Annotated in this window: 27 protein-coding genes, 2 tRNA genes and 1 pseudogene; 25 read left to right on the top strand and 5 right to left on the bottom strand. The window is 58.1% G+C overall.

Features of this window, described 5'->3' with window-relative positions; translation table 11 throughout:
* Positions 1-84 precede the first annotated feature (84 nt).
* Positions 85-1,749: an OFA family MFS transporter gene (locus ACM6IK_RS29015; RefSeq protein ID WP_414877023.1), complete on the bottom strand. Its 1,665-nt coding sequence runs from the start codon at positions 1,747-1,749 to the stop codon at positions 85-87.
* Between the two features lie 230 nt (positions 1,750-1,979).
* Here ACM6IK_RS29015 and ACM6IK_RS29010 point away from each other — a divergent pair, with 230 nt between their 5' ends.
* From ACM6IK_RS29010 to ACM6IK_RS28985, 6 genes are all read left to right on the top strand, one after another.
* Positions 1,980-2,384, top strand: a complete 405-nt coding sequence (locus ACM6IK_RS29010; RefSeq protein ID WP_108216179.1) for an acetyl-CoA sensor PanZ family protein — start codon at positions 1,980-1,982, stop codon at positions 2,382-2,384.
* A gap of 78 nt (positions 2,385-2,462) precedes the next feature.
* Positions 2,463-4,694 carry an AsmA family protein gene (locus tag ACM6IK_RS29005; protein ID WP_414877022.1) on the top strand — a complete coding sequence of 744 codons (2,232 nt, stop codon included), beginning with the start codon at positions 2,463-2,465 and terminating at the stop codon, positions 4,692-4,694.
* Positions 4,691-5,758, top strand: coding sequence for an A/G-specific adenine glycosylase (gene mutY / locus ACM6IK_RS29000; protein ID WP_414877021.1), 1,068 nt, complete (start codon positions 4,691-4,693; stop codon positions 5,756-5,758). The genes ACM6IK_RS29005 and mutY overlap by 4 nt, the downstream gene beginning before the upstream one ends.
* On the top strand, positions 5,755-6,027 hold the full coding sequence (locus tag ACM6IK_RS28995) for an oxidative damage protection protein (RefSeq protein WP_007972770.1): 273 nt from the start codon (positions 5,755-5,757) through the stop codon (positions 6,025-6,027). The genes mutY and ACM6IK_RS28995 overlap by 4 nt, the downstream gene beginning before the upstream one ends.
* A 103-nt stretch (positions 6,028-6,130) precedes the next feature.
* Positions 6,131-6,206 (top strand) — tRNA-Phe (locus ACM6IK_RS28990).
* A 413-nt stretch (positions 6,207-6,619) separates the two neighbouring features.
* On the top strand, positions 6,620-7,426 hold the full coding sequence (locus ACM6IK_RS28985) for a TSUP family transporter (RefSeq protein WP_414877020.1): 807 nt from the start codon (positions 6,620-6,622) through the stop codon (positions 7,424-7,426).
* 30 nt (positions 7,427-7,456) lie between these two features.
* Here the strand turns inward: ACM6IK_RS28985 and ACM6IK_RS28980 are convergent, their stop codons facing one another.
* The gene (locus tag ACM6IK_RS28980; RefSeq protein WP_414877019.1) at positions 7,457-7,906 is read right to left on the bottom strand and encodes a carboxypeptidase regulatory-like domain-containing protein; all 450 of its coding nucleotides are present in this window, start codon (positions 7,904-7,906) and stop codon (positions 7,457-7,459) included.
* Between the two features lie 253 nt (positions 7,907-8,159).
* On the opposite strand from ACM6IK_RS28980, the gene ACM6IK_RS28975 reads away from it, so the two are divergent.
* The 6 genes from ACM6IK_RS28975 (at position 8,160) to vapC (ending at position 11,979) form a co-directional block, all read left to right on the top strand.
* Positions 8,160-9,218, top strand: coding sequence for a PDDEXK nuclease domain-containing protein (locus tag ACM6IK_RS28975; protein WP_414877018.1), 1,059 nt, complete (start codon positions 8,160-8,162; stop codon positions 9,216-9,218).
* A 68-nt stretch (positions 9,219-9,286) separates the two neighbouring features.
* Entirely contained in the window at positions 9,287-10,261 is a 975-nt protein-coding gene (locus ACM6IK_RS28970; RefSeq protein WP_414877017.1) for an alpha/beta fold hydrolase, read from the top strand.
* Positions 10,262-10,297: 36 nt separating this feature from the next.
* Positions 10,298-10,714 (top strand): hypothetical protein, encoded by a 417-nt coding sequence (locus tag ACM6IK_RS28965; protein WP_056725823.1) that lies wholly within the window; start codon positions 10,298-10,300, stop codon positions 10,712-10,714.
* 6 nt (positions 10,715-10,720) lie between these two features.
* Positions 10,721-11,170: a hypothetical protein gene (locus ACM6IK_RS28960; protein ID WP_414877016.1), complete on the top strand. Its 450-nt coding sequence runs from the start codon at positions 10,721-10,723 to the stop codon at positions 11,168-11,170.
* Positions 11,171-11,341: 171 nt separating this feature from the next.
* Positions 11,342-11,572, top strand: a complete 231-nt coding sequence (gene vapB, locus ACM6IK_RS28955) for a type II toxin-antitoxin system VapB family antitoxin (protein ID WP_056725827.1) — start codon at positions 11,342-11,344, stop codon at positions 11,570-11,572.
* A complete protein-coding gene (vapC, locus tag ACM6IK_RS28950) occupies positions 11,572-11,979 on the top strand; it encodes a type II toxin-antitoxin system tRNA(fMet)-specific endonuclease VapC (protein ID WP_414877015.1) in 408 nt (135 codons plus the stop codon). The genes vapB and vapC overlap by 1 nt, the downstream gene beginning before the upstream one ends.
* Positions 11,980-12,056: 77 nt before the next feature.
* Here the strand turns inward: vapC and gabP are convergent, their stop codons facing one another.
* Positions 12,057-13,448: a GABA permease gene (gene gabP / locus ACM6IK_RS28945; RefSeq protein WP_414877014.1), complete on the bottom strand. Its 1,392-nt coding sequence runs from the start codon at positions 13,446-13,448 to the stop codon at positions 12,057-12,059.
* 564 nt (positions 13,449-14,012) lie between these two features.
* Here gabP and ACM6IK_RS28940 point away from each other — a divergent pair.
* The 9 genes from ACM6IK_RS28940 (at position 14,013) to ACM6IK_RS28900 (ending at position 21,882) form a co-directional block, all read left to right on the top strand.
* Positions 14,013-14,786 carry an ABC transporter ATP-binding protein gene (locus ACM6IK_RS28940; protein WP_007922616.1) on the top strand — a complete coding sequence of 258 codons (774 nt, stop codon included), beginning with the start codon at positions 14,013-14,015 and terminating at the stop codon, positions 14,784-14,786.
* A 13-nt stretch (positions 14,787-14,799) separates the two neighbouring features.
* Positions 14,800-15,546, top strand: coding sequence for an ABC transporter substrate-binding protein (locus ACM6IK_RS28935; RefSeq protein WP_414877013.1), 747 nt, complete (start codon positions 14,800-14,802; stop codon positions 15,544-15,546).
* A gap of 72 nt (positions 15,547-15,618) precedes the next feature.
* Positions 15,619-16,314, top strand: coding sequence for an ABC transporter permease (locus ACM6IK_RS28930; RefSeq protein ID WP_108216170.1), 696 nt, complete (start codon positions 15,619-15,621; stop codon positions 16,312-16,314).
* Complete coding sequence (locus ACM6IK_RS28925; RefSeq protein ID WP_108216169.1) at positions 16,311-17,000, top strand: ABC transporter permease; 690 nt, start codon at positions 16,311-16,313, stop codon at positions 16,998-17,000. Before ACM6IK_RS28930 ends, ACM6IK_RS28925 begins: the two co-directional genes overlap by 4 nt.
* A complete protein-coding gene (locus tag ACM6IK_RS28920) occupies positions 16,981-18,210 on the top strand; it encodes a methyltransferase (protein ID WP_414877012.1) in 1,230 nt (409 codons plus the stop codon). Before ACM6IK_RS28925 ends, ACM6IK_RS28920 begins: the two co-directional genes overlap by 20 nt.
* A gap of 344 nt (positions 18,211-18,554) precedes the next feature.
* Positions 18,555-19,379 carry an FkbM family methyltransferase gene (locus tag ACM6IK_RS28915; protein WP_414877011.1) on the top strand — a complete coding sequence of 275 codons (825 nt, stop codon included), beginning with the start codon at positions 18,555-18,557 and terminating at the stop codon, positions 19,377-19,379.
* 78 nt (positions 19,380-19,457) lie between these two features.
* Positions 19,458-19,533 (top strand) — tRNA-Thr (locus ACM6IK_RS28910).
* A 446-nt stretch (positions 19,534-19,979) separates the two neighbouring features.
* The gene (locus ACM6IK_RS28905; RefSeq protein ID WP_414877010.1) at positions 19,980-20,405 is read left to right on the top strand and encodes a hypothetical protein; all 426 of its coding nucleotides are present in this window, start codon (positions 19,980-19,982) and stop codon (positions 20,403-20,405) included.
* 1,015 nt (positions 20,406-21,420) lie between these two features.
* A complete protein-coding gene (locus tag ACM6IK_RS28900) occupies positions 21,421-21,882 on the top strand; it encodes a DUF4145 domain-containing protein (protein WP_414877009.1) in 462 nt (153 codons plus the stop codon).
* 72 nt (positions 21,883-21,954) lie between these two features.
* Here ACM6IK_RS28900 and ACM6IK_RS28895 read toward each other — a convergent pair.
* Positions 21,955-22,117: pseudogene (locus ACM6IK_RS28895) on the bottom strand (Presumed portal vertex protein); the annotation flags it as partial.
* Between the two features lie 110 nt (positions 22,118-22,227).
* Between ACM6IK_RS28895 and ACM6IK_RS28890 the strand changes: the two are divergent.
* The 4 genes from ACM6IK_RS28890 to ACM6IK_RS28875 all read left to right on the top strand — a co-directional run bounded on the left by ACM6IK_RS28890 (position 22,228) and on the right by ACM6IK_RS28875 (position 24,099).
* Entirely contained in the window at positions 22,228-22,461 is a 234-nt protein-coding gene (locus ACM6IK_RS28890) for a hypothetical protein (RefSeq protein WP_414877008.1), read from the top strand.
* 172 nt (positions 22,462-22,633) lie between these two features.
* Positions 22,634-22,951, top strand: coding sequence for a hypothetical protein (locus ACM6IK_RS28885; RefSeq protein WP_414877007.1), 318 nt, complete (start codon positions 22,634-22,636; stop codon positions 22,949-22,951).
* The gene (locus ACM6IK_RS28880; RefSeq protein ID WP_414877006.1) at positions 22,948-23,205 is read left to right on the top strand and encodes a hypothetical protein; all 258 of its coding nucleotides are present in this window, start codon (positions 22,948-22,950) and stop codon (positions 23,203-23,205) included. The genes ACM6IK_RS28885 and ACM6IK_RS28880 overlap by 4 nt, the downstream gene beginning before the upstream one ends.
* A 171-nt stretch (positions 23,206-23,376) precedes the next feature.
* Positions 23,377-24,099: a DUF4145 domain-containing protein gene (locus ACM6IK_RS28875; RefSeq protein ID WP_414877005.1), complete on the top strand. Its 723-nt coding sequence runs from the start codon at positions 23,377-23,379 to the stop codon at positions 24,097-24,099.
* Positions 24,100-24,167: 68 nt separating this feature from the next.
* Here ACM6IK_RS28875 and ACM6IK_RS28870 read toward each other — a convergent pair whose 3' ends face one another.
* On the bottom strand, positions 24,168-24,929 hold the full coding sequence (locus ACM6IK_RS28870; protein WP_414877004.1) for a DNA adenine methylase: 762 nt from the start codon (positions 24,927-24,929) through the stop codon (positions 24,168-24,170).
* Positions 24,930-24,976 lie beyond the last annotated feature (47 nt).

Below are 24,976 nucleotides of genomic sequence, written 5' to 3'. Positions count from 1 at the left end.
GCCATCACATTCAACATTTCTGTTGACCGTCAGACCGCTATCGCGAGCAAGCTCGCTCCCACAGGTTTCGGGTTGAAACTGGTATCAGTGAAACAGCACTGCCGTCTTCTGCAAGGTCACCCAAACACCCCACGCCAGCGGAATGCCCACCACCAGCCACGCCGCAACCGCCAGCGGCTTGGTACCCGGCGCGGCTTTCCATTCCAGCGACGTGCTGGCGTCAGCGCCTTTGTCATGGCCCAGCGCCTGTTCGGCAGCCAGTTCGGCGTCGCTCATGAAGTACTTGTCGGCCACCGGACGCACCAGCAGGTTGCACAGGAAACCCAGCACCAGCAGGCCGGCGAGGATGTACAGGGTGATGTCGTACGCCGCTGCACGCTCGACGCCGATGCTCAGCTGATACTCGCGCAGATAGTTCACCAGCACTGGACCGAGCACGCCGGCAGCCGCCCACGCCGTCAGCAGGCGACCATGGATCGCACCGACCATTTGCGTACCGAACAAGTCCGCCAGATACGCCGGAACAGTCGCAAAACCACCGCCATACATCGACAGGATGATGCAGAACGCCGCCACGAACAGGGCGATGCTGCCCAGGTGACCCAGGCTCGGAATCAGTCCGTACAGGGCAAATCCCAGGGCGAAGAACACGAAGTAGGTGTTTTTGCGGCCCAGGTAATCCGAGAACGAAGCCCAGAAGAAACGCCCGCCGATGTTGAACAGACTCAGCAAACCGGTGAAACCGGCAGCAATGGCGGCAATCGAAGCCAGCTGTGAAGCATCGAGTTGACCAAATGCCAGGTCATTGCCCAGCAACTTGCCACCGAACACTTCCTGCAACAGCGGCGACGCCATGCCGAGGATGCCGATACCGGCCGACACGTTCAGGCACAGCACCAGCCACACCAGACGGAACTGCGGCGTCTTCCAGGCCACATTCACGTGAACATGACGATGAGTGATCATTGCGTTCGAGGCTTTTTTCGCCGGGGCGGTCCAGCCTTCTGGCTTCCAGCCGGTTGGCGGGACGCGGTAGGACAATGCGCCACCGATCATGAACACGAAGTAGATCGCGGCCATCACCAGGAAGCTCTGCCACACGCCGACGCTGGTTGGCGAAGCGAAATGCCCCATCAACGCCGCCGCCAGTGGCGCACCGACCATTGCGCCACCGCCGAAGCCCATGATTGCCATCCCGGTCGCCATGCCGCGCTTGTCCGGGAACCACTTGATCAGGGTCGACACCGGCGAAATGTAGCCCAGGCCCAGGCCGATACCGCCAATGACCCCGGAGCCGATCCACATCAGCCAGATCTGGTGGGTATACACCCCCAGCGCCGAGATCAGCAGGCCGCCGCACCAGCACAGCGCCGATACGACACCGGCCTTGCGGGGCCCGGCGTGTTCCAGCCAGCCACCCCAGATCGCTGCAGAGCAACCCAGGAAGATGAAGAACAGGGTATAGATCCAGCCGAGCATCGAGATCGGCCAGTCACACTGGGACGAGAAGACTTGTGCGATAAAGCTCATGTCCGGCGCGCAGGCTACCGCAGCGGTGATGCCCAGCGCCTTGGACAGCGGCAACCAGAACACCGAAAAGCCGTAGGCCATGCCGATGCACAAGTGGATGGCCAGCGCGGCCGGTGGCACCAGCCAACGGTTGAAACCGGGCTTGGCGATGATCCGCTCCTTGGACAGGAACGCTGGCTGGTCAGCGCGCAAGCCGTCCGCCGTGATGCTCGTGGTCATTGTGTATCCCCCAATTATCAGTAGGGTTCGCCAGCCACGGTTCACTCCCGGCCTTGATACACGCAGGCATGACCGTTTTTTGGTGGAGCACCTTGTTGTGCGACAACAGGTCGCAGAAGGACGGACGAACGGGCAAAGGTTACCATCTGCAAGCGACAGAAAAACCAAACTGACATCGCCTTTTGTACGTCATCCGATCTCTCTCACCTCATGACCTCACGGGAATCACCATGCCGATCATTGTCGAGCCGCTGAACCAAGCCACTGCCCAGGATCGGCAGGATCTGCACAAGATCTACCACGACGCCCCGGACTGGCTGTTCGCACCGTTTTCCGGGGAAGCGCAGTTGATCGAAGACTGTTTGCGCGACGGCACACTGATCGCCGGACGCTTCAATGATCGCCTGCTGGGCGCGGCCCGCCTGCAAAGGCACCAAGACGCCTGGCACTTGTCCCAAATATGTGTGCGAAAAATTACCCGTCGCCGTGGGGTTGCCGAGCGACTGGTCGCCGAAGCCCGGAAAATGGCCGAGCAATCGGGTATGACGCTGCGCTTGCTGGCGCCTGCCGGGCATCTGGAAGCACAAGCACTGGCGGCCAAGTTGAAACTGCCGCTGGATGTACTGCCGACGTGATCGCTGACCGGCCGTCTGTTCGGGGGCGCTATACTCCTCGGCTAAATTTCGAATTCGACTAATTACAAGGACTCGCCCATGAAAGCGTTCGGCAAAATCCTGGGTCTGGTGCTTCTCGGGCTGTTGCTGATCATTGTGGCGCTGGGCTTTGCCCTGACCCACCTCTTCGATCCCAACGACTACAAAGACGAGATTCGCCAGATAGCCCGCGACAAGGCCCACATCGAGCTGACGCTCAATGGCGATATCGGCTGGAGCCTGTTCCCGTGGCTGGGCCTGGAGTTGCACGACGCCAGTGTCGCAACCATGGTCAAACCGACCGAACCGTACGCCGACTTGCAGATGCTCGGCCTGTCGGTGCGCGTACTGCCGCTGCTGCGCCGCGAAGTGCAGATGAGCGACGTGCGCGTCGAAGGCCTGAACCTGCGCCTGAACCGCGACAAGGACGGTCACGGCAACTGGGAGGACATCGGCAAGCTGCCTGCAACGGCCAGCACCGACGCGTCCAGCACCCCGCCAGCCGCTACCGAACCTGCGCCCCAAGCCAGCGTTGCGGCGGAAAAACCGCCGCAGCCGATCCGCCTGGACATCGACAGCCTGACCGTGAACAACGCCCGCGTTGAGTACAACGACGAAAAAACCGGCAAGCAGTTCAGCGCCGAAAGCATCCAGCTGAGTACCGGCGCGGTGCACGACTCCACCAATATCCCGGTCAAGCTAACCGCCTTCCTGGGCACCAATCAGCCAGTCTTGCGGGTACGCACTGAGCTCAACGGCGAGCTGCGCATCGAGCGCGCCCTGCAACGCTACAAATTCGAAGACATGAAACTGTCCGGTGAAGTCGCCGGCGACCCGTTGCAAGGCAAGACCATGACCTTCTCCGCCCAGGGCCAGCTGGCGCTGGACAAGGCCGCCAACGTTGCCGAATGGACCGGCATCAAGATCTCCGCCAACCAACTGCGGGCATTGGGTGAGCTGAAGGTCAACGACCTCGACAAGACCCCACAGGTCAGCGGCGGCATCTCGATTGCCCAGTTCGACCTGGCGAAATTCGTCGACAGCATCGGCCAGAAACTCCCGGCCATGGGCGAAGGCAGCCTGAGCAAAGTCGAGCTGGTCAGCCGATTGGCAGCGACACCGACCAGCCTGTCGCTTGACGATCTCAACCTCAAAGTCGACGACAGCACCTTCAGCGGCCGTATCGCCGTCGAAGACTTCGCAAAGCAATCGTTGCGCGCAGCACTCAAGGCCGACTCCTTCAACGTCGACCGTTACCTGCCGCCGAAATCCGCCGAGGCCAATAGCGCGACACAAGTGCGTCAGGCCGAAGTCGCCAGCACCGAAGCCGATGCCATGGCCGGCGCCGGCAGCACTCCGTTGCCACCCGCGCCGACCAAGGACGCCTGGAGCAGTGAGCGCTTGTTGCCCGTGGAACGCTTGAGCAAGCTCGATGTGGACGCCGACCTGACCTTCGGCCAGTTGACCCTGCAAAAACTGCCGATCCATAACGCGGCGCTCAAGGCCACCGGCCAGGGCGGCCTGCTGACACTGGCCAACCTGCGCGGCGACCTGTACGAGGGCAGCTTTGAAACCAACGGCACGCTCGATGTACGCCAGCCAGTGCCGGCGCTGAACCTGCAGACGAAGATCAGCCGGGTACCGGCAGAAAAAATCCTCGAAAGCCAGGGCAAGAATCCGCCGGTCAAAGGCCTGGTCACGCTCAACAGCAGCCTGACCGGTAGCGGCAACAGCCAGAAAGCGTTGATCGAAACCCTCAACGGCAACGCCAGTTTCGTCATCAACAATGGCGTGCTGCTCAACGCCAACCTTGAGCAACAGCTGTGCAAAGGCATCGCCACGCTCAACCGCAAAACCCTCAACGGTGAGCCGCGCGGCAAGGACACACCGTTCCAGGAGCTCAAGGGCAACCTGACCTTGCGTAACGGCGTGGCCAGCAACCCGGACCTGAAAGTGCGCATCCCGGGCATGACCGTCAACGGTGACGGTGACATCGATCTGCGAGTGCTGGGCATGGACTACCGCGTCGGCATCATCGTCGAAGGCGATACCAGCGCCATGCCGGACCCGGCCTGTCAGGTCGGCGACAAGTTTGTCGGCATCGAGTGGCCACTGCGCTGCCGCGGCCCGCTGGAGCTGGGCGCCAAGGCTTGCCGTTTGGATAACGACCGCATGAGCCAGGTCGCGGCCAAACTGGCTGGCGACAGGATCAGCGAAAAAATCGACGAGAAATGGGGCGACAAGGTCAACCCGAAACTGAAAGACGCGCTCAAGGAGCTGTTCAAGCGATGAGAGCCGAGCAGTTTTCAACGGCGGTGCTGGACTGGTTCGACCGCCACGGCCGTCACGATTTGCCCTGGCAGCAAGACATCAACCCGTATCGGGTATGGGTCTCGGAAATCATGTTGCAGCAGACCCAGGTCAGCACCGTGCTGAACTACTTCGACCGCTTCATGGCCTCGTTGCCAACGGTCGAAGCCCTGGCGGCGGCACCGGAAGACGAAGTGCTGCACCTGTGGACGGGCCTGGGTTACTACACCCGCGCGCGCAATTTGCAGAAGACCGCGAAAATCGTCGTCGAGCAGTACGGCGGCGAATTTCCCCGGGACGTAGAAAAGCTCACTGATCTGCCGGGGATCGGCCTGTCCACCGCTGGCGCCATCGCCAGCATCAGCATGGGCCTGCGCGCGCCGATCCTCGACGGCAACGTCAAACGGGTGCTGGCGCGATTTACCGCACAAGAGGGCTACCCCGGCGAGCCGAAGGTGGCCAAACAGCTCTGGGCCAACGCTGAGCGCTTTACACCGCAGACCCGCGTCAACGCCTACACCCAGGCGATGATGGACCTCGGTGCCACGCTCTGCACCCGCAGCAAACCGAGCTGCCTGCTGTGCCCGCTGGAAAAGGGCTGCGAGGCGCACATGCTCGGCCTGGAAACCCGCTACCCGATCCCCAAGCCGCGCAAAGCCATCCCGCAGAAACGCACGCTGATGCCGATGCTCGCCAACGGCGAGGGCGCGATCCTGCTTTACCGCCGCCCGTCCACGGGCCTGTGGGGCGGTTTGTGGAGCCTGCCGGAACTCGACGACCTCGACGACCTGCCGCATCTGGCAGCGCAGCACTCGCTGGAACTGGGCACCCAACAGGCATTGCCGAGCCTGGTGCACACCTTCAGCCATTTTCAGTTATCCATCGAACCCTGGCTGGTTCAGGTCCAGGAGTCCGGCCATCACATGGCCGAGGCTGACTGGCTCTGGTATAACCTCGCCACCCCGCCGCGCCTGGGCCTTGCCGCCCCGGTCAAAACCTTGCTCGAACGCGCGGCCGCCGTATTGAACGCAGGAGAGTCGTCATGACCCGCACCATCATGTGCCGCAAGTACAAAGAAGAATTGCCAGGCCTGGAGCGCGCCCCCTTCCCGGGCGCCAAAGGCCAGGACATTTTTGACCACGTCTCGGCCAAGGCCTGGGCCGACTGGCAAAAACACCAGACCCTGCTGATCAACGAAAAACGCCTGAACATGATGAACGCCGAAGATCGCAAATATCTTCAGGGCGAGATGGACAAGTACTTCTCCGGCGAGGATTACGCCAAGGCCGAAGGCTACGTGCCGCCGTCGGAATAACCCCGATTTATCGGGGGTCGGAACGTAAGCGACGGTAATAATTAAATTTTTTTTGAAAACTTGCTTGACGCCCCCCTGAAAAACCCGTTTAATGCGCCCCGTTGCCCAGATAGCTCAGTCGGTAGAGCAGGGGATTGAAAATCCCCGTGTCGGCGGTTCGATTCCGTCTCTGGGCACCAAATACCGAAAACCCTGAATCGCAAGATTCAGGGTTTTTTTATGCCTGCGATTTGACGAGGCACTACCCCAGTCACCATCGAAGCGATAATTCCCACCTCCTCTCGCCACGCCAGCAAGTGCCCGTAATGGTTGCCGGAGCTGAGTCCCCAAAAGCTTCAGACATTGGAAATCGGCCCTTCCTGGCAGTCTCTTGGTTTGTCGGAATACTCCGTATGCTTTAACGGAATTGGATGACATACGCTGATCATCGGTTTGCACAGAATGGGCATTTTTGGCCTGTCGAAAATTTCGTCTCCTATCGTTATTTCAGAAGACCCGTTGAGGCTGCAGGGCTGACGTTTGCCAAACGCCCTGACTGTTGAGTGGCCAGTCACACGGATGACTTGCCAATAATTGTAAAAGAGGGATTGGGATGTCTTGGGATGTAATTAGCCTATTGGCGCTCGTGGCGTTCTGCGCCGGTTTTTTTGATGCCATTGCAGGTGGGGGCGGGCTGATAACATTGCCTGCACTTTTTCTGGCTGGGATGGACCCCATCAGTGCGATTGCCACGAACAAGTTCCAGGCCGCTTCGGCAACTGTTTCGGCAACTGTAACCTTTGCTCGCAAAGGAATGATCGAGTGGCGCGAAGGCCGTTTCCTGGTTATCTGCGGATTCATTGGCGGCGCCAGTGGTGCCTTGCTGGTCAGCTCTATTGATAAACGCTATCTGGAAGTTTGCGTACCTATCATGCTGATCCTGGTAGCCATCTATTTTGCGCTCTCTCCAAAGCTGGCCAATGAAGATCGACGCAAGAGAATCGGCATTCTGCTTTTTTCGTTTACCGTTGCGCCAATTCTTGGCTTCTACGACGGTATATTTGGTCCTGGTGTGGGCTCTTTCTTTATCGTCGGATTCGTACTGCTCTGCGGCTTGGGCATGATGCGGGCCATGAGCTTTACCAAACTTGCCAACGCCTCATGCAATCTCGGTTCTCTGTCGGTCTTTATCACCAAAGGTGTGATTATCTGGCCGGTAGCCATTGCCATGGCTTTGGCAGCCTTCGTCGGCGCTCAATTGGGTGCACGGGCCGCTGTTCGGGTCGGACCACGGCTGATCAAACCTATGTTGATCGTGGTCTGCTGCGCCTTGGCCATCAAGCTGCTGAGCGTAGAAACCAACCCTTTACGCGTTGCACTCATCCAAGCGTACGCGGGTGTTAATAACGAAAAACCCTGAGTCGCAGGGCCCAGGGTTTAGAGCCTCTCGTTAACTCGCATCATTCCAGTGGAAAACCAGGTTACGGGCTGCACCACTGCCAACATCGGCAACGTCATGCCGTGTTTCTCCGTGATGCGTCGCAATGACCGTGTATTTACCGGCAGGCAGTTTCACGTAAACCAGCGGACCGGCGTCATTGAGCGTCAGCACGGTCTGCCCCGGGGCTTTCTGAATAACTACATGCACGTCAGAAGAGTATTCATTTCCCGTCCCGACAGAGAACGTCATGTGCAGGTTATAGCCGGTGGTCTGCTGGATGGCCCTGGACTCATCCTCGCCGATACCGCCGGACAGGTAGGTGATGCCGTTTTGCTCCTGGCTTTGCACCTGCACCCCCGAGCTGTTGATGGGCTCAAGGCTGGCGGCAGGTGACATCGCGGGAAACATCAGCACGCCTACGGCGGTGAGGGGCAACAGGAGTGAATGGAGGTATTTCATGATGACGACTCCCGGGTTCTGCAGAACCCAATCGTTACACTCTTTGGATTTCCAGTCGGAGGGAGGGGTTTAGATTGATTTGACCTCAGTACGAAACGTACTACGCCATTTGTTCCTCAGCCCTCGCCCACCATCAGAACCGTCCTGCCGCAGAACCCGGTATTTCCTGCCTGTTTCTCAGTAACCCCCGGCATCTTCGAAGGGTGCTCACTTGTCATTCTCTTTCGCTGTTCAACCTGCTGCGGAAGACCTCATGACAGCCCTCACACTCAACGACACTCACGATCCACATCTGGCATCACTGCTTGGCAACCTTGGCAAATTGATCCATCAGGCACGTCAGAAGACGCTACGGGCGGTCGATACCGTTCAAGTGCAAACCTGTTGGCAGATTGGTCGGCATATTGTCGAGTTCGAGCAGGAAGGGGCTCGGCGAGCGAGGTATGGCAAACGCTTACTGGCCACTTTGGCGAAAGTGCTCAGTGCCGACTTCGGCAAAGGATTTGACGAGCGCAATCTGCGTTACATGCGGGATTTTTATCAAACTTTTCCAATTTGGAACGCAGTGCGTTCCGAATTGAGCTGGACCCACTACCGCCGCCTGCTTCGGGTCGACAACGACAGCGCCCGCCTCTGGTACATGAACGAATCGGTCACCCAAAACTGGTCAAGCCGCGCCCTGGAACGCCAGATCAATACGTTGTATTACGAACGCCTGCTGGCAAGCTGCGATCGCGGCAGCGTCAAGCAGGAGGCCGCCACCCACATTCAAAACATGAAGGCCAGCCCTCGGGATTTCGTCCGTGACTCGGTGGTACTGGAGTTTCTTGGTTTACCCAATGCCGGCAAGCTTCAGGAAAGCGAGATCGAACAAGCGCTGATCGAACAATTGCAGGGTTTCTTGCTGGAACCGGGAAAGGGCTTCGCGTTCATTGCCCGCCAGCAACGCATCAGCACCGACAGCAAAGACTTCTACATCGACCTGGTGTTCTACAACTACTTGCTCAAATGCTTCGTCATCGTCGATATCAAGCGCGGTGAACTGACCCATCAGGATGTAGGGCAGATGGACATGTACGTGCGCATGTACGACGACCTCATACGCAGCGCGCAGGACAGCCCCACCGTTGGCATCATTCTCTGTGCGCAAAAGGATGAATCCGTGGTGCGTTACTCCGTGCAGGACGGAAACGAGCAACTGCTCGCCAGCAAGTACAAGCTTGTCCTGCCAAGTGAAGAGGAACTGCGTAACGAACTGGATCGGCAATGGGCGGCACTCGAAGAACGACTGCTCGATCAACCACTGCGTTGAGGTGAATGGATTGTTCATCAACGGTATCAGGACTATCGTTGGCAGCTACCCGCAAAGGACTGACGCCGATGAATTTGCAGGAAACGCCTTCACTCGTCCCAACTCAAATCGAGTTGCCATTGCAACGCATCGCGTCCGGTGAACCGTTCAAGGAAACCGCTGCAGACGGCTTTGTCCTCGGCGGTTTCACCTGGCGCCACGCTACCCGGGACACCACTCGTCCAGTTGTCATTATCAACGCCGCCACGTCCGTCCGCTGCCGCCACTACTCGCGCTTTGCCGACTACCTGTTCGCCCATGGCTTCGATGTCATCACCTATGACTACCGCGGCATCGGCGAGTCGCGGCCGGCATCGCTCAAGGGGTTTCAAGCCTCGTGGACCGATTGGGGAGCGCTGGATTTCGAGGCGATGCTCAAGCGCGCACAGCGCGAGTTCACCGGACAGCCTATCGATGTGATCGGCCACAGCTTCGGCGGCTGTGCAGCGGGCCTGGGGGCGTCCGGGCACCTGATCCGGCGCCTGGTGACGGTCGGGGCGCAATTCGCCTACTGGCGCGACTATGCGCCCGCCCATCGCTGGCGCATGTTCGGCAAGTGGCATGTGCTGATGCCACTCGTGACGATGTTCTACGGCTACTTTCCGGGCAAACGCCTTGGCTGGCTGGAAGACACACCCGCCGGCGTGGTCCGTGACTGGAGCCTCTCCACCGCCCGTTTCGAGAAGCGCTCCAGCAGCCGCGCGATCAGCAAAACCACCGGACAGCTACCCTTTGCCGGCGTCACCGCGCAAACCCTGGCCATCAGCATCAGCGACGACCCCTACGGCACAATCCCGGCCATCGAACGCCTGCTCGGCTACTTCACCGGCAGCACAAACTATCATCTGCGCATCCATCCCGAAGACATCGGCGAAGAAGAAGTCGGACATTTCGCCTTTTTTCGCAGCGCATACCAAGCCACACTATGGCCCATTGCATTGACCTGGCTGCAAAACGGCGAACTGGCCCCCGATACCCCCGGGCGGCGAGTGCCACGCAGCTAGGCCTTTTGCCCTTTCAACGAATACGGAACGACGCCCATGGCCTCCGCCAACAAGCAGCAAAAACGCGCCACCCGCGCCAAGGCCAAGGCCAAGCAGAACCGCACCCAGCGGGCTGCCGCGCCGGTGGAACTGGACCCGAACGACGATCGCATCGACTTCGAATCGGTGGACCTGACCGACATGTTCAAAGAGATGATCGACGCACAAAAGATCAGCCAACAGGCCATGTGCGCGGCCTTTCTGGAACATCCGCTTATCGCACTGGTACTGGAGCAGGAGGGTGAGGAAACAGCGACAGACTTCATCCTCGCTGCTCTGATCGAATATCGCCAATGGTCCGCTGAAACCGACGAGGCTGGCGCCCTGGCGTGGATCGAATCACCGGCCTTCCAGGCTGACTACGTGGCGGCGTCCGACGCCATTGCCGCGCAAACCCAACAGAAACCGAACTGAGCTCCCATGGCCTCCCTGAACAAGCAACAGAAACGCGCCAAGCGTGCAAAAGCCAAAGCCAAGCAGATCCGCATGGTTGGCAGAAAATCCATCGTGGATCAGGACCTGCCCGAATTCGGCGAGCCAATCCCGGAATACACCCTGTCGATGTTCAGCAAAATGCGCGACGCGGAAGCCATCAGCCGCAGCGAAATGCTCTCGGTGCTGCTGACGAACCTCGCCTTTATCATCATCGACCATCCAGAACTGCTGGACATGGAACACGCCGACGACGAAGGCATGGCCGCCACCCACCTGGCCGCCGACATGCTGATCGACTACCGCATGTGGGCCGACGGCATGGACCGCGACGCCGCCCAGGCATGGCTGAGCGAGCCGCAGTTCATCGCCGACTTCGGCGCTGCGCTGGATGTCTATCGCGAGTCGCTGGAAGCGCCGGAAGAAAAAGCCGAGTAAAAGTTACGACTCAAACAAAAACGGCCGCTCGTCACCACTGACAGCGGCCGTTTTTTTGGCTCTGAATCGAGCACTTTCCTTCCGTCAGGCACCACGTATATCCCATTGACATATCCAACACAAAACCTATCCTTTGGGCTCATCGCGCCAATAAAAGCGCAGGAGGTCCAAATGGAACAGACAACCCTTTTCATGAGCAATCGAAGCCAGGCCGTTCGCCTGCCGAAAGCTGTAGCCATGCCAAGCGACGTGAAACGAGTCGACGTCGTCGCCGTCGGTCGAAGCCGAATCATCACGCCCGCCGGTGAAACCTGGGACAGCTGGTTCGATGGCGAAAGCATCACGGCAGACTTCATGACCGATCGCGAGCAACCCGCCGATCAGGAGCGTGAGTCGTTCTGATGATCAAGTACATGCTCGATACCAACATCTGCATTTTCACCATCAAGAACAAACCACAAGTGGTACGGGAGGCGTTCAATCGTCATCACGGCCAACTGTGCATCAGTGCGGTCACGCTGATGGAGCTGATTTACGGCGCGGAAAAATCGGCAGCACCCGAAAAAAACCTGGAGGTCATCGAGGGTTTCGCCGCGCGACTTGAAGTCCTGCCCTTCGACAATGAAGCAGCAGCACATACCGGGATGATCCGATCCGAGTTGGCAAAGGCAGGCAAACCCATAGGCCCGTACGACCAGATGATTGCCGGGCACGCACGCTCACGCGGGTTTATCGTGGTCACCAACAACCTGCGGGAGTTCGAGCGCGTTCCGGGGTTACGCGTAGAAGACTGGGTTCATGTCGACTGAATACGGAACAATCGACAGAAACAAAAACGGCCGCTCGTCATCACTGACAGCGGCCGTTTTGCGTTACGCGGTATGGATCAGTTCAGCACCACCGCGCCACGCTTTTCCAGATTGCGACGGCGAGCCACCAGCAAGCCGGCCGCTACCACCAAGGCACTGAGCAAGCCGGTCGCGAGAATTTCCACGCGGTGGGCTTCCTGGAACAGCATGATGGTCAGAGCCGCGACGATGAAGATGATCACCGCGTAGGTCAGGCCCGGGAACAGCCACATGCTGAAGGCGATTTTTTCCCCGCGCGCTATACGCTGCTTACGCATGCGCAGTTGCGAAATCGCGATCACCAGGTACACCAGCAATGCGATGGCGCCGGAGCTGGCCAACAGGAACTCGAACACGGCAGCCGGGGCCACGTAGTTGGCGAATGTTGCCAGGAACGCTGCGCCAGTGGACAACATCACAGCCCAGTAAGGCGTGCCACTTTTGTTGGTGCGGGTGGACATCGCCGGCGCATCGCCGCGTTTGCCCAGGGAGAACATCATGCGCGACGACGTATAGAGCGCCGAGTTCAGGCAGCTGGTTACAGCAACCAACACCACGATGTCGACGATCATCTTGGCGTTCGGGATGCCCATGCGCTCAAGCACGGTCTGGTAGGAACCCAGGCTTGCCAGTACCGGGTCGTTCCAAGGCACCAGCGCCACAACGATGAAGATCGACACGAGGTAGAACAAGCCGATCCGCCAGATCACCGAGTTGGTGGCCTTGGAGATTTGCTTGCCTGGATCTTTCGATTCCGCGGCCGCGATGGTCACGATCTCGGTGCCCATGAAGGAGAACATGGTGGTCAGGATCGCACCCAGCACCGCGCCCATGCCGTTTGGCAGGAAGCCTTGGGTGTCGAACAGGTGTGAAACGCCGCTGACCTGGCTGCCCGGCAGAAAGCCGAAGATCGCCATGAGGCCCAGAACAATGAAACCGATGATGGCCAACACTTTGATCAGGGCGAACCAGAACTCGAATTCACCGTAGTTCTTCACGCTGAACAGGTTGGTCACGGTCAACAGCATCGTGATGACCAGGGCGAAGGCCCAGATGTCCACGCCAGGGAACCAGGCATGCAGGATGGTCGCGGCGGCGTTGGCCTCCAGCGGAATCACCAGCACCCAGAACCACCAGTACAACCAGCCGATGGTGAAACCGGCCCAGTGACCGATCGCGCGGTCGGCGTAAGTCGAAAACGAACCAGTGTCCGGCGAGGCAACGGCCATTTCGCCGAGCATGCGCATCACCAACACCACCAACATGCCAGCGGCAGCATAAGCCAACAGAACAGCCGGACCTGCAGCGGCGATGGCGTGACCCGAGCCAACGAACAAGCCGGCGCCGATAACCCCGGCAATCGACAGCATGGTCACGTGGCGCGGTTTGAGCCCCTGTTCGAGGCCATTAGAGCTTTGGGTACTGCTCATTAAAACTACCTTTGTAAGGAGAAGCGAATGCATGCATCCCGTTCGGCGAGCCTTCTCGTAAAAAGAAGCCAACAGGGCGTTCTGTATTCTGCACGCAATAATTGCGCCAAAATATTTCAAATCCTTCTAATCCGGTGATTCCAACCAGACCGGACGGTCATCGCAACCCATTGAATTTAATGGCACTTCGCCAGAGCGTTACCCTGCGACCCACATTGTGTGGCGAGTCAGTGCACCGGAAACACACCTGAAAATGGCTCTGTGCACATTAAAAGTGCGCAAGCAGTGCATTTGGCCGGATAGCGCTTCCAACACCCTGTCAAAGCTGGCAACATCGCGCCTTTTTTTGCAGCAGCCACCGCGCTTTTTATCGACAGGCAAGGTTCAAACGGCTGTTCGGTTGTAGATGGGGCGACAGTCTGCTGCGCCGATGCGACAACCTGCCACACGCCAGCCGTTTACTGTCCGTAGGGCTGTTGGCTGCCATTGAAACGCTATGCTAGGTTGGCCGCCTCGCCAGGAAGGCCACCAACAGCAGGAGCGCAACATATATGAGGAACGCACATGGCTGAGGCCACGCCCGCGCTTGAAATCCGCAACTTGCACAAACGCTACGGTTCGCTGGAGGTGCTCAAAGGCGTCTCGCTGACCGCCCGCGACGGCGATGTGATCTCGATCCTGGGTTCCTCCGGCTCCGGCAAGTCCACGTTCCTGCGGTGCATCAACCTGCTGGAAAATCCGCACCAGGGCCAGATCCTGGTCGCCGGCGAAGAACTCAAGCTCAAGGCCGCGAAGAACGGCGAACTGGTAGCCGCCGACGGCAAGCAGATCAACCGCCTGCGCAGCGAAATCGGTTTTGTGTTTCAAAACTTTAACCTGTGGCCGCACATGAGCGTGCTCGACAACATCATCGAAGCCCCGCGCCGCGTGCTCGGCCAGAGCAAGGCCGAAGCCATCGAAGTGGCCGAAGCCCTGCTGGCCAAGGTTGGCATCGCCGACAAGCGCCATGCCTATCCCGCGCAACTGTCCGGCGGCCAGCAACAACGCGCGGCCATCGCCCGCACCCTGGCCATGCAGCCCAAGGTCATCCTGTTCGACGAGCCCACCTCGGCGCTTGACCCGGAAATGGTCCAGGAAGTACTTAATGTCATCCGCGCGCTGGCCGAAGAAGGCCGCACCATGCTGCTCGTGACCCACGAAATGGGCTTCGCACGTCAAGTCTCCAGTGAAGTGGTGTTCCTCCACCAGGGCCTGGTAGAAGAGCAAGGATCGCCACAGCAGGTGTTTGAAAACCCGCTTTCGGCGCGCTGCAAACAATTCATGTCCAGCAACCGCTAACGGAGCTACCCACATGCAGAACTACAAAAAGGTCTTCCTGGCCGCCGCCGCCACCCTGGTGTTCAGCGCCGGTGCCATGGCCGAAACCCTGAAGATGGGCATCGAAGCGGCCTACCCGCCGTTCAACAATAAAGATGCCAGTGGCAATGTCGTCGGCTTCGACAAAGAGATCGGCGACGCCCTGTGCGCCAAGATGAAAGTCGAGTGCACCGTCGTGACCTCCGACTGGGACGGCATCATCCCGGCCCTGAACGCCAAGAAGTTCGACTTCCTGATTTCCTCGATGTCGATCACCGACGAGCGCAAGGGCGCGGTGGACTTCACCGACCCGTACTACTCCAACAAGCTGCAATTCATCGCCAAGAAAGACGTCGACTTCAAAACCGACAAGGACTCCTTGAAAGGCAAAGTGATCGGCGCCCAGCGCTCGACCCTGGCAGGCACCTTCATGGAAGACAACATGCCGGGCGTTGAAGTCAAACTCTACGACACTCAGGAAAACGCTTATCTCGACCTGACTTCCGGCCGCCTGGACGGCATCCTGGCCGACAAGTACGTCAACTACGAGTGGCTCAAAAGCGACGCGGGCCGTGGCTACGAGTTCAAGGGCGACCCAGTGGAAGAAAGCGACAAGATCGGTATCGCAGTTCGTAAAAACGACCCGATCCGCGCGAAGCTGAACACCGCGCTGAAAGAAATCGTCGCGGACGGCACCTACAAAAAGATCAACGACAAGTACTTCCCGTTCAGCATCTATTGATTCTGACCTGCCAGACCGGCGCCCGATGGCGCCGGTTCTCGGCCTTGCCTGCCGCGATTTGAAAAGAAATCCATGATTATCGACCTCTACGGATTCGGCCCGGCGCTCGCCGCTGGCGCGCTGATGACTGTGAAACTGGCACTCTCGGCCCTGTGCCTGGGGCTGGTACTCGGTCTGCTCGGCGCCTTGGCCAAGACTTCCCCGTACAAGCCGCTGCAATGGCTTGGCGGCACTTATTCGACCCTGGTTCGCGGCATCCCTGAATTGCTCTGGGTGCTGTTGATCTACTTCGGCACGGTCAACCTGATGCGCGCCCTGGGCGAGTTCTTCGGCAACCCCGACCTCGAACTCAACGCCTTCGCCGCCGGCGTGATTGCACTGGGCCTGTGCTTCGGCGCCTACGCCACGGAAGTGTTTCGCGGCGCGATCCTCGCCATCCCCAAAGGCCATCGCGAAGCCGGCGTGGCCCTGGGCCTGTCGAAGTGGCGCATCTTCACCAGGCTGATCATGCCGCAGATGTGGCGCATCGCTCTGCCGGGCCTTGGCAACCTGTTCATGATCCTGATGAAAGACACCGCGCTGGTGTCGGTGATCGGCCTGGAAGAAATCATGCGTCATGCGCAAATCGGCGTGACCGTCTCCAAACAGCCGTTCACCTTCTTTATGGTGGCCGCGTTCATGTACCTGGGCCTGACGGTTCTGGCGATGACCGGCATGCACTTCCTGGAAAAACGCGCCGCTCGCGGCTTCGCGAGGAGCACCCAATGAACTGGGAAGTCATCATCAAGTGGCTGCCGAGACTGGCCCAGGGCGCGACCCTGACCCTGGAACTGGTGGCCATCGCCGTGATCGCCGGTTTGCTGCTGGCCATTCCACTGGGTATCGCCCGCTCATCGCGCTTGTGGTGGGTGCGGGCATTTCCCTACGGCTACATCTTCTTTTTCCGTGGCACGCCGTTACTGGTTCAGCTGTTCCTGGTCTACTACGGCCTGGCGCAGTTCGACGCGGTTCGAAACAGCTCGATGTGGCCGTACCTGCGCGATCCATTCTGGTGCGCCACGGCGACCATGACCCTGCACACAGCGGCCTACATCGCCGAGATCCTGCGCGGCGCCATACAGGCCATTCCACCGGGCGAGATCGAAGCGGCGCGGGCGCTGGGCATGTCCAAACCCAAAGCACTGCTCTACATCATCCTGCCGCGTGCCGCACGCATCGGCCTGCCGGCCTACAGCAACGAAGTGATCCTGATGCTCAAGGCCAGCGCCCTGGCCAGCACCGTGACCTTGCTGGAACTGACTGGCATGGCCCGCACCATCATTGCCCGGACCTACCTGCCGGTGGAGATCTTCTTCGCCGCCGGCATGTTCTACCTGGTGATGGCCTATGTGCTGGTGCGCGGCTTCAAGCTGCTGGAGCGCTGGCTGCGCGTCGATGCCTGCCAAGGGCGCTGATACCGGCGTGTTGACGGGCGAGGCCCTGCTCGCCCGTTTCGCCGCGCTGGATGCTTTTCTGACAGCGCATCAGGGCCTGTGGAAACCTCGCCCCTTCACTCATCTGCAGCTACCCTGGGAAGCGTCCTACCCTGCCTTGGCCTCCTGGTTACGTGAGCGAACGCTGGAAGACGCGGAAAACGCTCACAACCAACCTGCCCTTCTAGATGCACCGGAACCCTTTGCTTGCCTGGCAACGATGTCCGTTGTCTTGAGTGCCGTGGATGAATTGCCTGCACGCACACTCGAAGCGGCCGGCCATCGGCTGAACGTCGATGTGCCGGGGCGCAAATGGCAACAGATCGAAGCCTTCGCCAGTCGATTGCAGTTTTCCGAGGCACCGCAGCATTGGCTGGACTGGTGCTCGGGCAAGGGACATCTGGGGCGCCGCCTGCTGCAAGCGGGGCAACAACTGACATGCCTGGAATACGACCCGGCACTGGTCACCAGCGGCCAGGCACTCAGCCAACGTCATCACCTGCACGCACTGCATATCGAACAGGATGTGCTCGTGGCAGACGCAGCTTCTTTACTGAGTGCGTATCACACGCCCGTCGCGCTTCACGCCTGCGGTGATTTGCATGTGCGACTGATTCAACTCGCCAGCGCAACAGGCTGCAAACAAATAGCCATTGCGCCGTGCTGCTACAACCGGATCGGTCTTGCCCAATACTCGCCGATTTCCTCGGCCGCCAAAGGCTCCGGCTTACAGCTGTCCCTCGACGACCTCGCGTTGCCCATGAGCGAAACCGTTACCGCCGGTGCCCGCGTGCGACGTCAACGCGACACCTCCATGGCCCGGCGTCTGGGCTTCGACTTGCTGCAACGGCAACTGCGCGGCATGGACGAGTACCTGCCAACCCCTTCCCTGCCCAGCGCCTGGCTGGACAAACCCTTCGCCGATTACTGCCATCACCTGGCCGCGCTAAAAGAGTTATCCACAATCGGCGCGCAAGATTGGTCAACCCTCGAGGCCGCCGGATGGCAGCGTCTGGCCGAAGTGCGCAACCTTGAACTACTACGCGGACTTTTCCGACGCCCGCTGGAACTTTGGCTGGTCCTTGACCGGGCACTTTTCCTCGCCGAACAGGGTTACAGCGTCCGCGTCGGCACCTTCTGCGACACCCCGCTCACGCCGCGTAATTTCCTGCTCCTGGCCGAACGCACTTAAACCCATCCTTCCTGTGGATAACTCTGTTGATGGAATTATCGTGGATCCAATATCCATGCCTGTTTCAGGGCTTAAACCTGACTGTTCATTTTTCGTACACCCGGATAAAAAATCGAAAAAACAGGTATTTGCGGACAAATGAGAACGGATCCACAAATTCGACCTAAACCCAGTGCGCTGCCGATGGCATTGTGCATAAGCATTTAATGAAAACGACATAAATGCCTAATCCCGGACCGCTGACAGGGGAAATTGCACCGCTGCACTTCTCTTGATATACACAAACGCCAGGGCGCCAGCATGCGCGGCCACGAACAAGAACATTCTTCCGACAGGATGCGCCAGTGACTTTCATTTCCTACGCACAGAATTTCGAAGACATACGCCTGTGGCGCGCCCTCAAGACTGTCGAGAACGGCTTCTACATCGATGTGGGGGCGAACCATCCCACCCACGACTCGGTCACCAAGGCGTTCTACGACCACGGCTGGACCGGCATCAACGTCGAACCGATGCCCAACTACTACGAGGCCCTGTGCCAGCAACGCCCCAAAGACACCAACCTGCAGTGCGCGGCCGGGGAAAGTGCTGACGACCTGACCTTCTACGGCATCGCCGGCACCGGCCTCTCGACCCTCGACCCGGCCATGGCCAAAATGCACAAAGACGCCGGCATGGACGTGCGCAGCCAAACGATCAAGTCCCGCACCCTGACCTCCATCTGCGAAGAACATGCCCGGGGCCGCGCCATTCACTTCCTCAAAATCGATGTCGAAGGCCACGAAGAAACCGTCCTGCGCGGCATGGACTTCAGCCAATGGCGACCATGGGTAATCCTCATCGAAACCCCCTGGGCCCGCGACCAGACCTGGGAAAACCTCGTCATTGACGCCGGCTACCAATCCATCCTGTTCGACGGCATCAACACCTACTACCTCGCCGAAGAACACCTGAACCTCAAACCCGCCTTCGACATCCCGCCGTGCAACCTGGACGAATTCCAGTTCTGCAAAGGCCACAACTTCAGCCACCCCCTCGGCGACACCGAACACCAACTCGCCGCCGCCCTGCAACGCGCCGAACAGGCCGAAGCACAGCTGCGCGCAATGCAAAACAGTCGAACCTGGCAAGCCATTCAGAAACTCAAGAAAACCCTGCTGCGCGCCTGACCTGAAGCCCGAACAAAAATAGTCAGAATTCAGGGGTTTACAGAAGCCAACCAATCGCTATAATCGTCGCCCTGACACGCCGGTATAGCTCAGATGGTAGAGCAACTGACTTGTAATCAGTAGGTCCCGGGTTCGATTCCTGGTGCCGGCACCATTTAAAAACAAAGGCTTGCAGCGATGCAGGCCTTTTGTTTGTCCTCCGCACGTAACAAGAGACGTAATAAGCGGTCGGACACCGGGCAATGCACCTTGCCTTTGTAGCTATTAATTACTCAGTAGCCAAAAATCTTCTGGTGTGCTTAAGTTTACTCAACCGCTGGGAAGTGGTTAGCCTTGCAATAACTAGGGTTGTTACGTGCGATCTGGTGAACTCCAACAGCGCTCGCTGTCAAACCTAGGGCACTAGCAAGACCGTACTGACGATGAGAATCGGTCAGCGCCTGTGGACCCACAGAAGGGCCATAACATGCATAGAAGCCAAATGGATACATCACGTAAAAACGCGGGGAAATTCAACTTCGATCTGCAGCGTATGACCGCCGCACTCGAGGGAGGTACGATTTCGTTCCCGCGCGGTCAGACCCACGAAGAGCGCATAGAATGGATTCGGGAAAAACTCCGCGAGATCGACACGAAGTAGATTTTAGCGTCCATTTTTCCCGTATCTTCATTATGCTTCCGGCTAACGACGCACGTTTCATTTCAGACTTCGTTACCGCCGTTGAAACGAACGGCCTTGACAATATGCAAGGTCGTCTCAAATCCTCCTGCGACATCCCTACCGACGACCCACAGTGGCGCGAGAAGGTCCAGTTCGTTCAGAAATGGAATCTCTGGCACTACCACATCGGCCTGCCTACCTACGACACTACAAATGGCCACGGGGACTACACGTCACGCTGGTATCTGCATCTTCGTCGTCACACGCCGGAATACACCACAATCGTCGATTGGGATTTCCATCCACCCTTCGAGCTCCCAAAACCCGCTTACCTCCTGCGTCCAGGCGAAAAAGAAGAGGAATGACCCAATCGGGTCCCTCATCACCTGGTAGCACCTCTAAATCTGGTTATGGACTCAATTCCATACGCCACCTCCACGCATTACAAATCCACCAGCGGCACTCGCAAGCAACGACAACACGCTGAATGCCTGCATTGGTGACATTTAATTTCGCCAGTGCAGGATTGATCAAATCCCCTCTTCCCATACTCGCCACCCGATTTCATGTTGACCCCTCGGAAAACGGTTAGGAAGGTTAGTTTTTTTCTTATCGGCCTGAAGGCCTTGATTGGCGCGGCTTTGCGGCGACTGCTCTAGGTTAGGTTCTGGTTAGTACAGAGTAATTTCCTAACCTTTATAGATGTTAAAAAACCAATAAATAAAATCCTTATAAATCAACACGTTGCATTTTACTAACTTTCAACCTAACCATAACTAACCCCCCAAAGTTAGCTCTCAGCCCCAGTAAATACGGGGCCTGCGACACACCTCTCACCCCATTTTCAAAAACTAACCCTTTTCCCGAGCCACTTCTCAAAATCGCCGCCGAGCTTCGTCCTCGCCACCCTTTGCATTTACCCCACCCTTGCAGGGATCTGCAGGCTTTTTCCGCCCCACATTCGCGTACACAGCCCCCAGCCTGGACCGGCTTGGGCTGGGGGCAGGTATGCAGAAAAAACGACACATTTAGCCCGCAGGCGTGGCGGGGGGACGACTGCGCGCGCCAGGTGCTGACCGAGTTGCCGACCGCGGCCGCGCTGGGCAAACTGCTAAACGCTGAGCCCCACACTGGACGATATTTCGCAAGGAACGCACCGATGTGCAAGGATCTGGTTTTTAATGGCTCAACCAGGAGTTAAGCGTGGAGATAGTCCCCCCTGAATTTGGCTCAAAAGCCTTTCACTGTCCGCTATGCGGTACCTATTCGCATATGCATTGGCGTTCACTGATCGACCACCATCGAAACGACGTGTACCTCCATGTATCTACCTGCGCGAGGTGCAATGAGTCATCGGTCTGGCGTAATACGACAGAAAACATGATCTATCCGGATTCGACTTGTGCGCCATTACCAACGCCAGACATGCCTGAGGATGTCAAAGCGGACTATGTTGAAGCTGCGGCTATCTTCACGCGATCGCCTAGGGCAGCAGCAGCTCTTTTACGCTTGGCGCTCCAGAAGCTGTGCATTCACCTGGGGGAAAAAGGCGATAAAATTGACGTGGATATTAGGGAGCTGGCCAAGAAGCATGTTTTGCCGCAGCGGCTCATCAACGTGGCCGATACCGTTAGGATCACAGGAAACAACGCGGTCCATCCAGGAGAAATGGCTGCAGAGGATGTCGATTTGGTCGCCTCTAAGATGTTCCTCATGATCAACCTTATCGTGGTGAAAGGTATAACCGAGCCGAGGGAGTTGGATGCTCTATACAAAATCACTCCTGAGGGAGCCCGCGCGGCCGCAGAAAAAAAGGATGCTGCAGGGCGCACAAGCAACTGAATTATTGATCGTTCGCTGAGCGTTTTGACACTTCAAAGATTGGGTGACATATACCCAGCGAACTGATTTTACTTAGGGTGCAGGAATCTCATACGGCCGGAAGCTCACCACCTCCTCTCCCAGCCAGTCATTGATCTGTAACAGCCTGGCTTGCTCCGGCTCCAGTTCGTTGACCGCCCAAACCTGAGCCGCATCAGGGATCGATCCCCCCAGCGTTTTGCGGAACCACGGCGCGCGCCGGGTCAAACCTGATCACTGATAACCGGTCAAGCTTTTCTGCCCGAAAGGAATCCTCGACCAGCGGCTACACTGCCAGTAGCTATCCCATCAAAAGGAGCGACACCGATGCAAATGAGTGAAGCGGCAGAAGTGGTGCAGGTGGCCGGCGCAGGGGAGGCCAACAAGAAGCTGAAGGCAGGCTGGACGCTGCTGGCCGTGGTGCCCAGTGCCAATAACTCCGGCCTGGCGCATGTGGCCTATGTGCTGGGCAAGTCTGAGCAGGGCCCAGAAAAGGAAAGTGTGCCGACACCAGCGGTTGGATATATACCGACGGTGGGCAAGGTGCCGATGAAAGGGTAGAGCAATCCTTTACGAATAACGCCGTTTATGTTGAATCGGCCCCCACACTTGAGAGAAGCGTGGGGGCTTTTTTTTGTGGCCGAGGAAACCAGCGCCTCCTAGACTGGAGGGCCAGACCCCGGCCTTGTGTTTTTACACACTGGGGGCCACTCATTCGAAAAAGGTATGCGCCGTGACTGTCGACAATATTGATCCCGACTTCGAAGCCAATTTCCTCAAGCAGCGCGTGGCCGATTTGCACCAAACCCATCCGGGCGAGGCGGCACTCACAGCGGACATCTTGCAGGCGCTGGACTACCAGAAAACCGCTATCCGTAACGAGTTACAGGTACGCGGCATGGTCATTGCGCTGGGCTATAAGCTGTCGCATAAAGCGGCGGGCGGTTTGCCCGGCCTGAATGGCTGGCTGAGTCAGTTTGTCAAAGACGGCGCCTTGAGCGCCGAGCAAGCGGCGGCGTTTACGGCGCAAGCCGAAGCGATCTACGCATGAGCAACGGCAATCCAATCAGCGACCCGCTGGCCGCGCTGAACCTGCCGTCAGCGGTGCGCGCCCGGGCGCTGAAACTGCTGAGCGCCATCGTCCAGGCGCGCACGGTGGCCGACTGCACGCGCGCGGCGGACCGCGCCGAAGGCTTTGCCCTTGGCCTGGAAACGGTCCGGGCGTTGAACGCGGCGAGCCTGGAAGGGCTGTATCTGGTGTTTGAGCAGGCGGCGACGGTGCGCCTGGTGGTGCTGGAGCAGTGATCGGCGAAGGCATTCAGGAAAAAATGTTTCGCGCCCTGATGTAAGAAAACGTCGTGCGCGAATGCCTCTTGGCCAAGGTCACCGGCAGGCCGGGCTTGACGTCGAGATTTGACGAATAATGGCGGAAATAACTAGGGCCAAAAAATGGATCGATCACTTTGGAATCGCTCGATGTCTAGTCACTGGATGCCAGCGTGGAAATGCCCTATATGCAAGTCGGGCCACACAGTTTTAGTACGAGACAGCTTGGTTTCTCATGAGTCGACAACTTCAAAAAACTCGCGAGGGCACGAAGCCTGGGATCCTGACTGGATCGAATTAATTTTCGTTGCGTGGGGAAAATGCTCGAACGAAAGATGCGGACAGGACTTTTCCATTTCGGGAACAGGTGGTTTAGAGGAGTTTTGGAATGATGAGGAAGGCCGCGATTGGGACGAGCGCTACTACCCGAAAATGTGCATTCCAATGCCAGAAGTTTTTGACTTACCCACAAAGTGCCCAGAATTAGTAAAAAAAGAACTTACTTCAGCATTTTCTTTATTGTGGACCAGCCGAGAGTCGTGCGCTGGTCGGATCAGGGTTGCTCTAGAGTTACTGATGGACCATGTAAAAGTCCCTAAACAAGCTGATACCAAAGACGGCAAACGGTACGATCTAAAGCTCCACCGACGCGTCGAGATTTTCACTGAAGCAAACCCCGCTGTTGGGGCGCAATTGATGGCACTAAAATGGCTAGGCAATGCAGGTAGTCACGACGGAGATGTCGTCTTACAGGATCTGCTTGATGCATTCGAAATTCTTGAACACACCCTAGACGAAATTATAAATGAGCGATCAGCGCGAGTCGCACACCTGGCCGCTAAACTTACATCAAGACATACCCCTTCAAAATAAAATGCCAATACAAGACGACTAAGGCCGCAGGATAGCGGCCTTAGTCAAAGTCAATCACAGCAAAATGTTTACCAGTTGAAGTAGATCAGCTCATTGGCCTGCTTACCACCCTGCCCCCCAACCATATGCCGGAACGGCACTTCCTTAAGGCGGAGTCCCGAGAACACCTCCCGGATCTGTGGATGGTCGTTGATTGAAATGACCATGCGGCCCTTGATCGATACTGCCAGTTCAGCCATGACCTGGTACTGGTCAAAGTTGAAGCCTCCAGGTGCGTACCCCGCGGTTTCCCAATAAGGCGGATCGAGGTAGAACAAAGTGTGCGGGCGATCGTACCGGCGGATGCACTCTTTCCAGTCCAGGTGCTCAATAGTGGTCCGAGCCAGCCGCAAGTGCGCCTCGCTGAGCTTTTCCTCGATACGCAACAGATTCAGCCTGGGCGGCGAAGTGGTCGCTGTCCCGAAGGTGCGGCCCGTGGGCTTGGCACCAAAGCATTGCTGCTGCAGATAGAAAAACCGCGCAGCCCGCTGGATGTCAGTCAGCGTTTCCGGGATCTGCATGTTGCTCCACTCGAACATCTTTCGGCTGACCAGCGACCAGCGAAAATGCCGGACCAACTCCTCCAGGTGATGCGCCACCACCCGGTACAGGTTGACTACCTCACCATCGAAGTCGTTGATAACTTCCACATGACTCTGCTCTTTCATGAAGAACAACGCTGCGCCACCGCAGAAGGGCTCGACGTAGCATTCGTGCTCGGGGAACTCAGGGAGAATGTGTTTTGCCATGCGGCGCTTGCCGCCCATCCACGGGAAAATAGGTTGCGACATAAGTGATCCTTGTCTCTGTCTATGGATTCGCTTAGGCTTCGCACCCC

Source organism: Pseudomonas sp. IT-196MI5 (assembly GCF_949767415.1).
Taxonomy (GTDB): Bacteria; Pseudomonadota; Gammaproteobacteria; order Pseudomonadales; family Pseudomonadaceae; genus Aquipseudomonas.
This window is presented reverse-complemented; position numbering and strand designations above follow the sequence as displayed.

Bases quoted from the DNA above. Each gene is read 5' to 3' on its own strand.
- ACM6IK_RS29015 (WP_414877023.1), bottom strand. From the start codon at position 1,749: ATGACCACGAGCATCACGGCGGACGGCTTGCGCGCTGACCAGCCAGCG.
- ACM6IK_RS29010 (WP_108216179.1), top strand. From the start codon at position 1,980: ATGCCGATCATTGTCGAGCCGCTGAACCAAGCCACTGCCCAGGATCGG.
- ACM6IK_RS29005 (WP_414877022.1), top strand. From the start codon at position 2,463: ATGAAAGCGTTCGGCAAAATCCTGGGTCTGGTGCTTCTCGGGCTGTTG.
- mutY (WP_414877021.1), top strand. From the start codon at position 4,691: ATGAGAGCCGAGCAGTTTTCAACGGCGGTGCTGGACTGGTTCGACCGC.
- ACM6IK_RS28995 (WP_007972770.1), top strand. From the start codon at position 5,755: ATGACCCGCACCATCATGTGCCGCAAGTACAAAGAAGAATTGCCAGGC.
- ACM6IK_RS28985 (WP_414877020.1), top strand. From the start codon at position 6,620: ATGTCTTGGGATGTAATTAGCCTATTGGCGCTCGTGGCGTTCTGCGCC.
- ACM6IK_RS28980 (WP_414877019.1), bottom strand. From the start codon at position 7,906: ATGAAATACCTCCATTCACTCCTGTTGCCCCTCACCGCCGTAGGCGTG.
- ACM6IK_RS28975 (WP_414877018.1), top strand. From the start codon at position 8,160: ATGACAGCCCTCACACTCAACGACACTCACGATCCACATCTGGCATCA.
- ACM6IK_RS28970 (WP_414877017.1), top strand. From the start codon at position 9,287: ATGAATTTGCAGGAAACGCCTTCACTCGTCCCAACTCAAATCGAGTTG.
- ACM6IK_RS28965 (WP_056725823.1), top strand. From the start codon at position 10,298: ATGGCCTCCGCCAACAAGCAGCAAAAACGCGCCACCCGCGCCAAGGCC.
- ACM6IK_RS28960 (WP_414877016.1), top strand. From the start codon at position 10,721: ATGGCCTCCCTGAACAAGCAACAGAAACGCGCCAAGCGTGCAAAAGCC.
- vapB (WP_056725827.1), top strand. From the start codon at position 11,342: ATGGAACAGACAACCCTTTTCATGAGCAATCGAAGCCAGGCCGTTCGC.
- vapC (WP_414877015.1), top strand. From the start codon at position 11,572: ATGATCAAGTACATGCTCGATACCAACATCTGCATTTTCACCATCAAG.
- gabP (WP_414877014.1), bottom strand. From the start codon at position 13,448: ATGAGCAGTACCCAAAGCTCTAATGGCCTCGAACAGGGGCTCAAACCG.
- ACM6IK_RS28940 (WP_007922616.1), top strand. From the start codon at position 14,013: ATGGCTGAGGCCACGCCCGCGCTTGAAATCCGCAACTTGCACAAACGC.
- ACM6IK_RS28935 (WP_414877013.1), top strand. From the start codon at position 14,800: ATGCAGAACTACAAAAAGGTCTTCCTGGCCGCCGCCGCCACCCTGGTG.
- ACM6IK_RS28930 (WP_108216170.1), top strand. From the start codon at position 15,619: ATGATTATCGACCTCTACGGATTCGGCCCGGCGCTCGCCGCTGGCGCG.
- ACM6IK_RS28925 (WP_108216169.1), top strand. From the start codon at position 16,311: ATGAACTGGGAAGTCATCATCAAGTGGCTGCCGAGACTGGCCCAGGGC.
- ACM6IK_RS28920 (WP_414877012.1), top strand. From the start codon at position 16,981: ATGCCTGCCAAGGGCGCTGATACCGGCGTGTTGACGGGCGAGGCCCTG.
- ACM6IK_RS28905 (WP_414877010.1), top strand. From the start codon at position 19,980: ATGGATTCGGGAAAAACTCCGCGAGATCGACACGAAGTAGATTTTAGC.
- ACM6IK_RS28900 (WP_414877009.1), top strand. From the start codon at position 21,421: ATGATCTATCCGGATTCGACTTGTGCGCCATTACCAACGCCAGACATG.
- ACM6IK_RS28890 (WP_414877008.1), top strand. From the start codon at position 22,228: ATGCAAATGAGTGAAGCGGCAGAAGTGGTGCAGGTGGCCGGCGCAGGG.
- ACM6IK_RS28880 (WP_414877006.1), top strand. From the start codon at position 22,948: ATGAGCAACGGCAATCCAATCAGCGACCCGCTGGCCGCGCTGAACCTG.
- ACM6IK_RS28875 (WP_414877005.1), top strand. From the start codon at position 23,377: ATGTCTAGTCACTGGATGCCAGCGTGGAAATGCCCTATATGCAAGTCG.
- ACM6IK_RS28870 (WP_414877004.1), bottom strand. From the start codon at position 24,929: ATGTCGCAACCTATTTTCCCGTGGATGGGCGGCAAGCGCCGCATGGCA.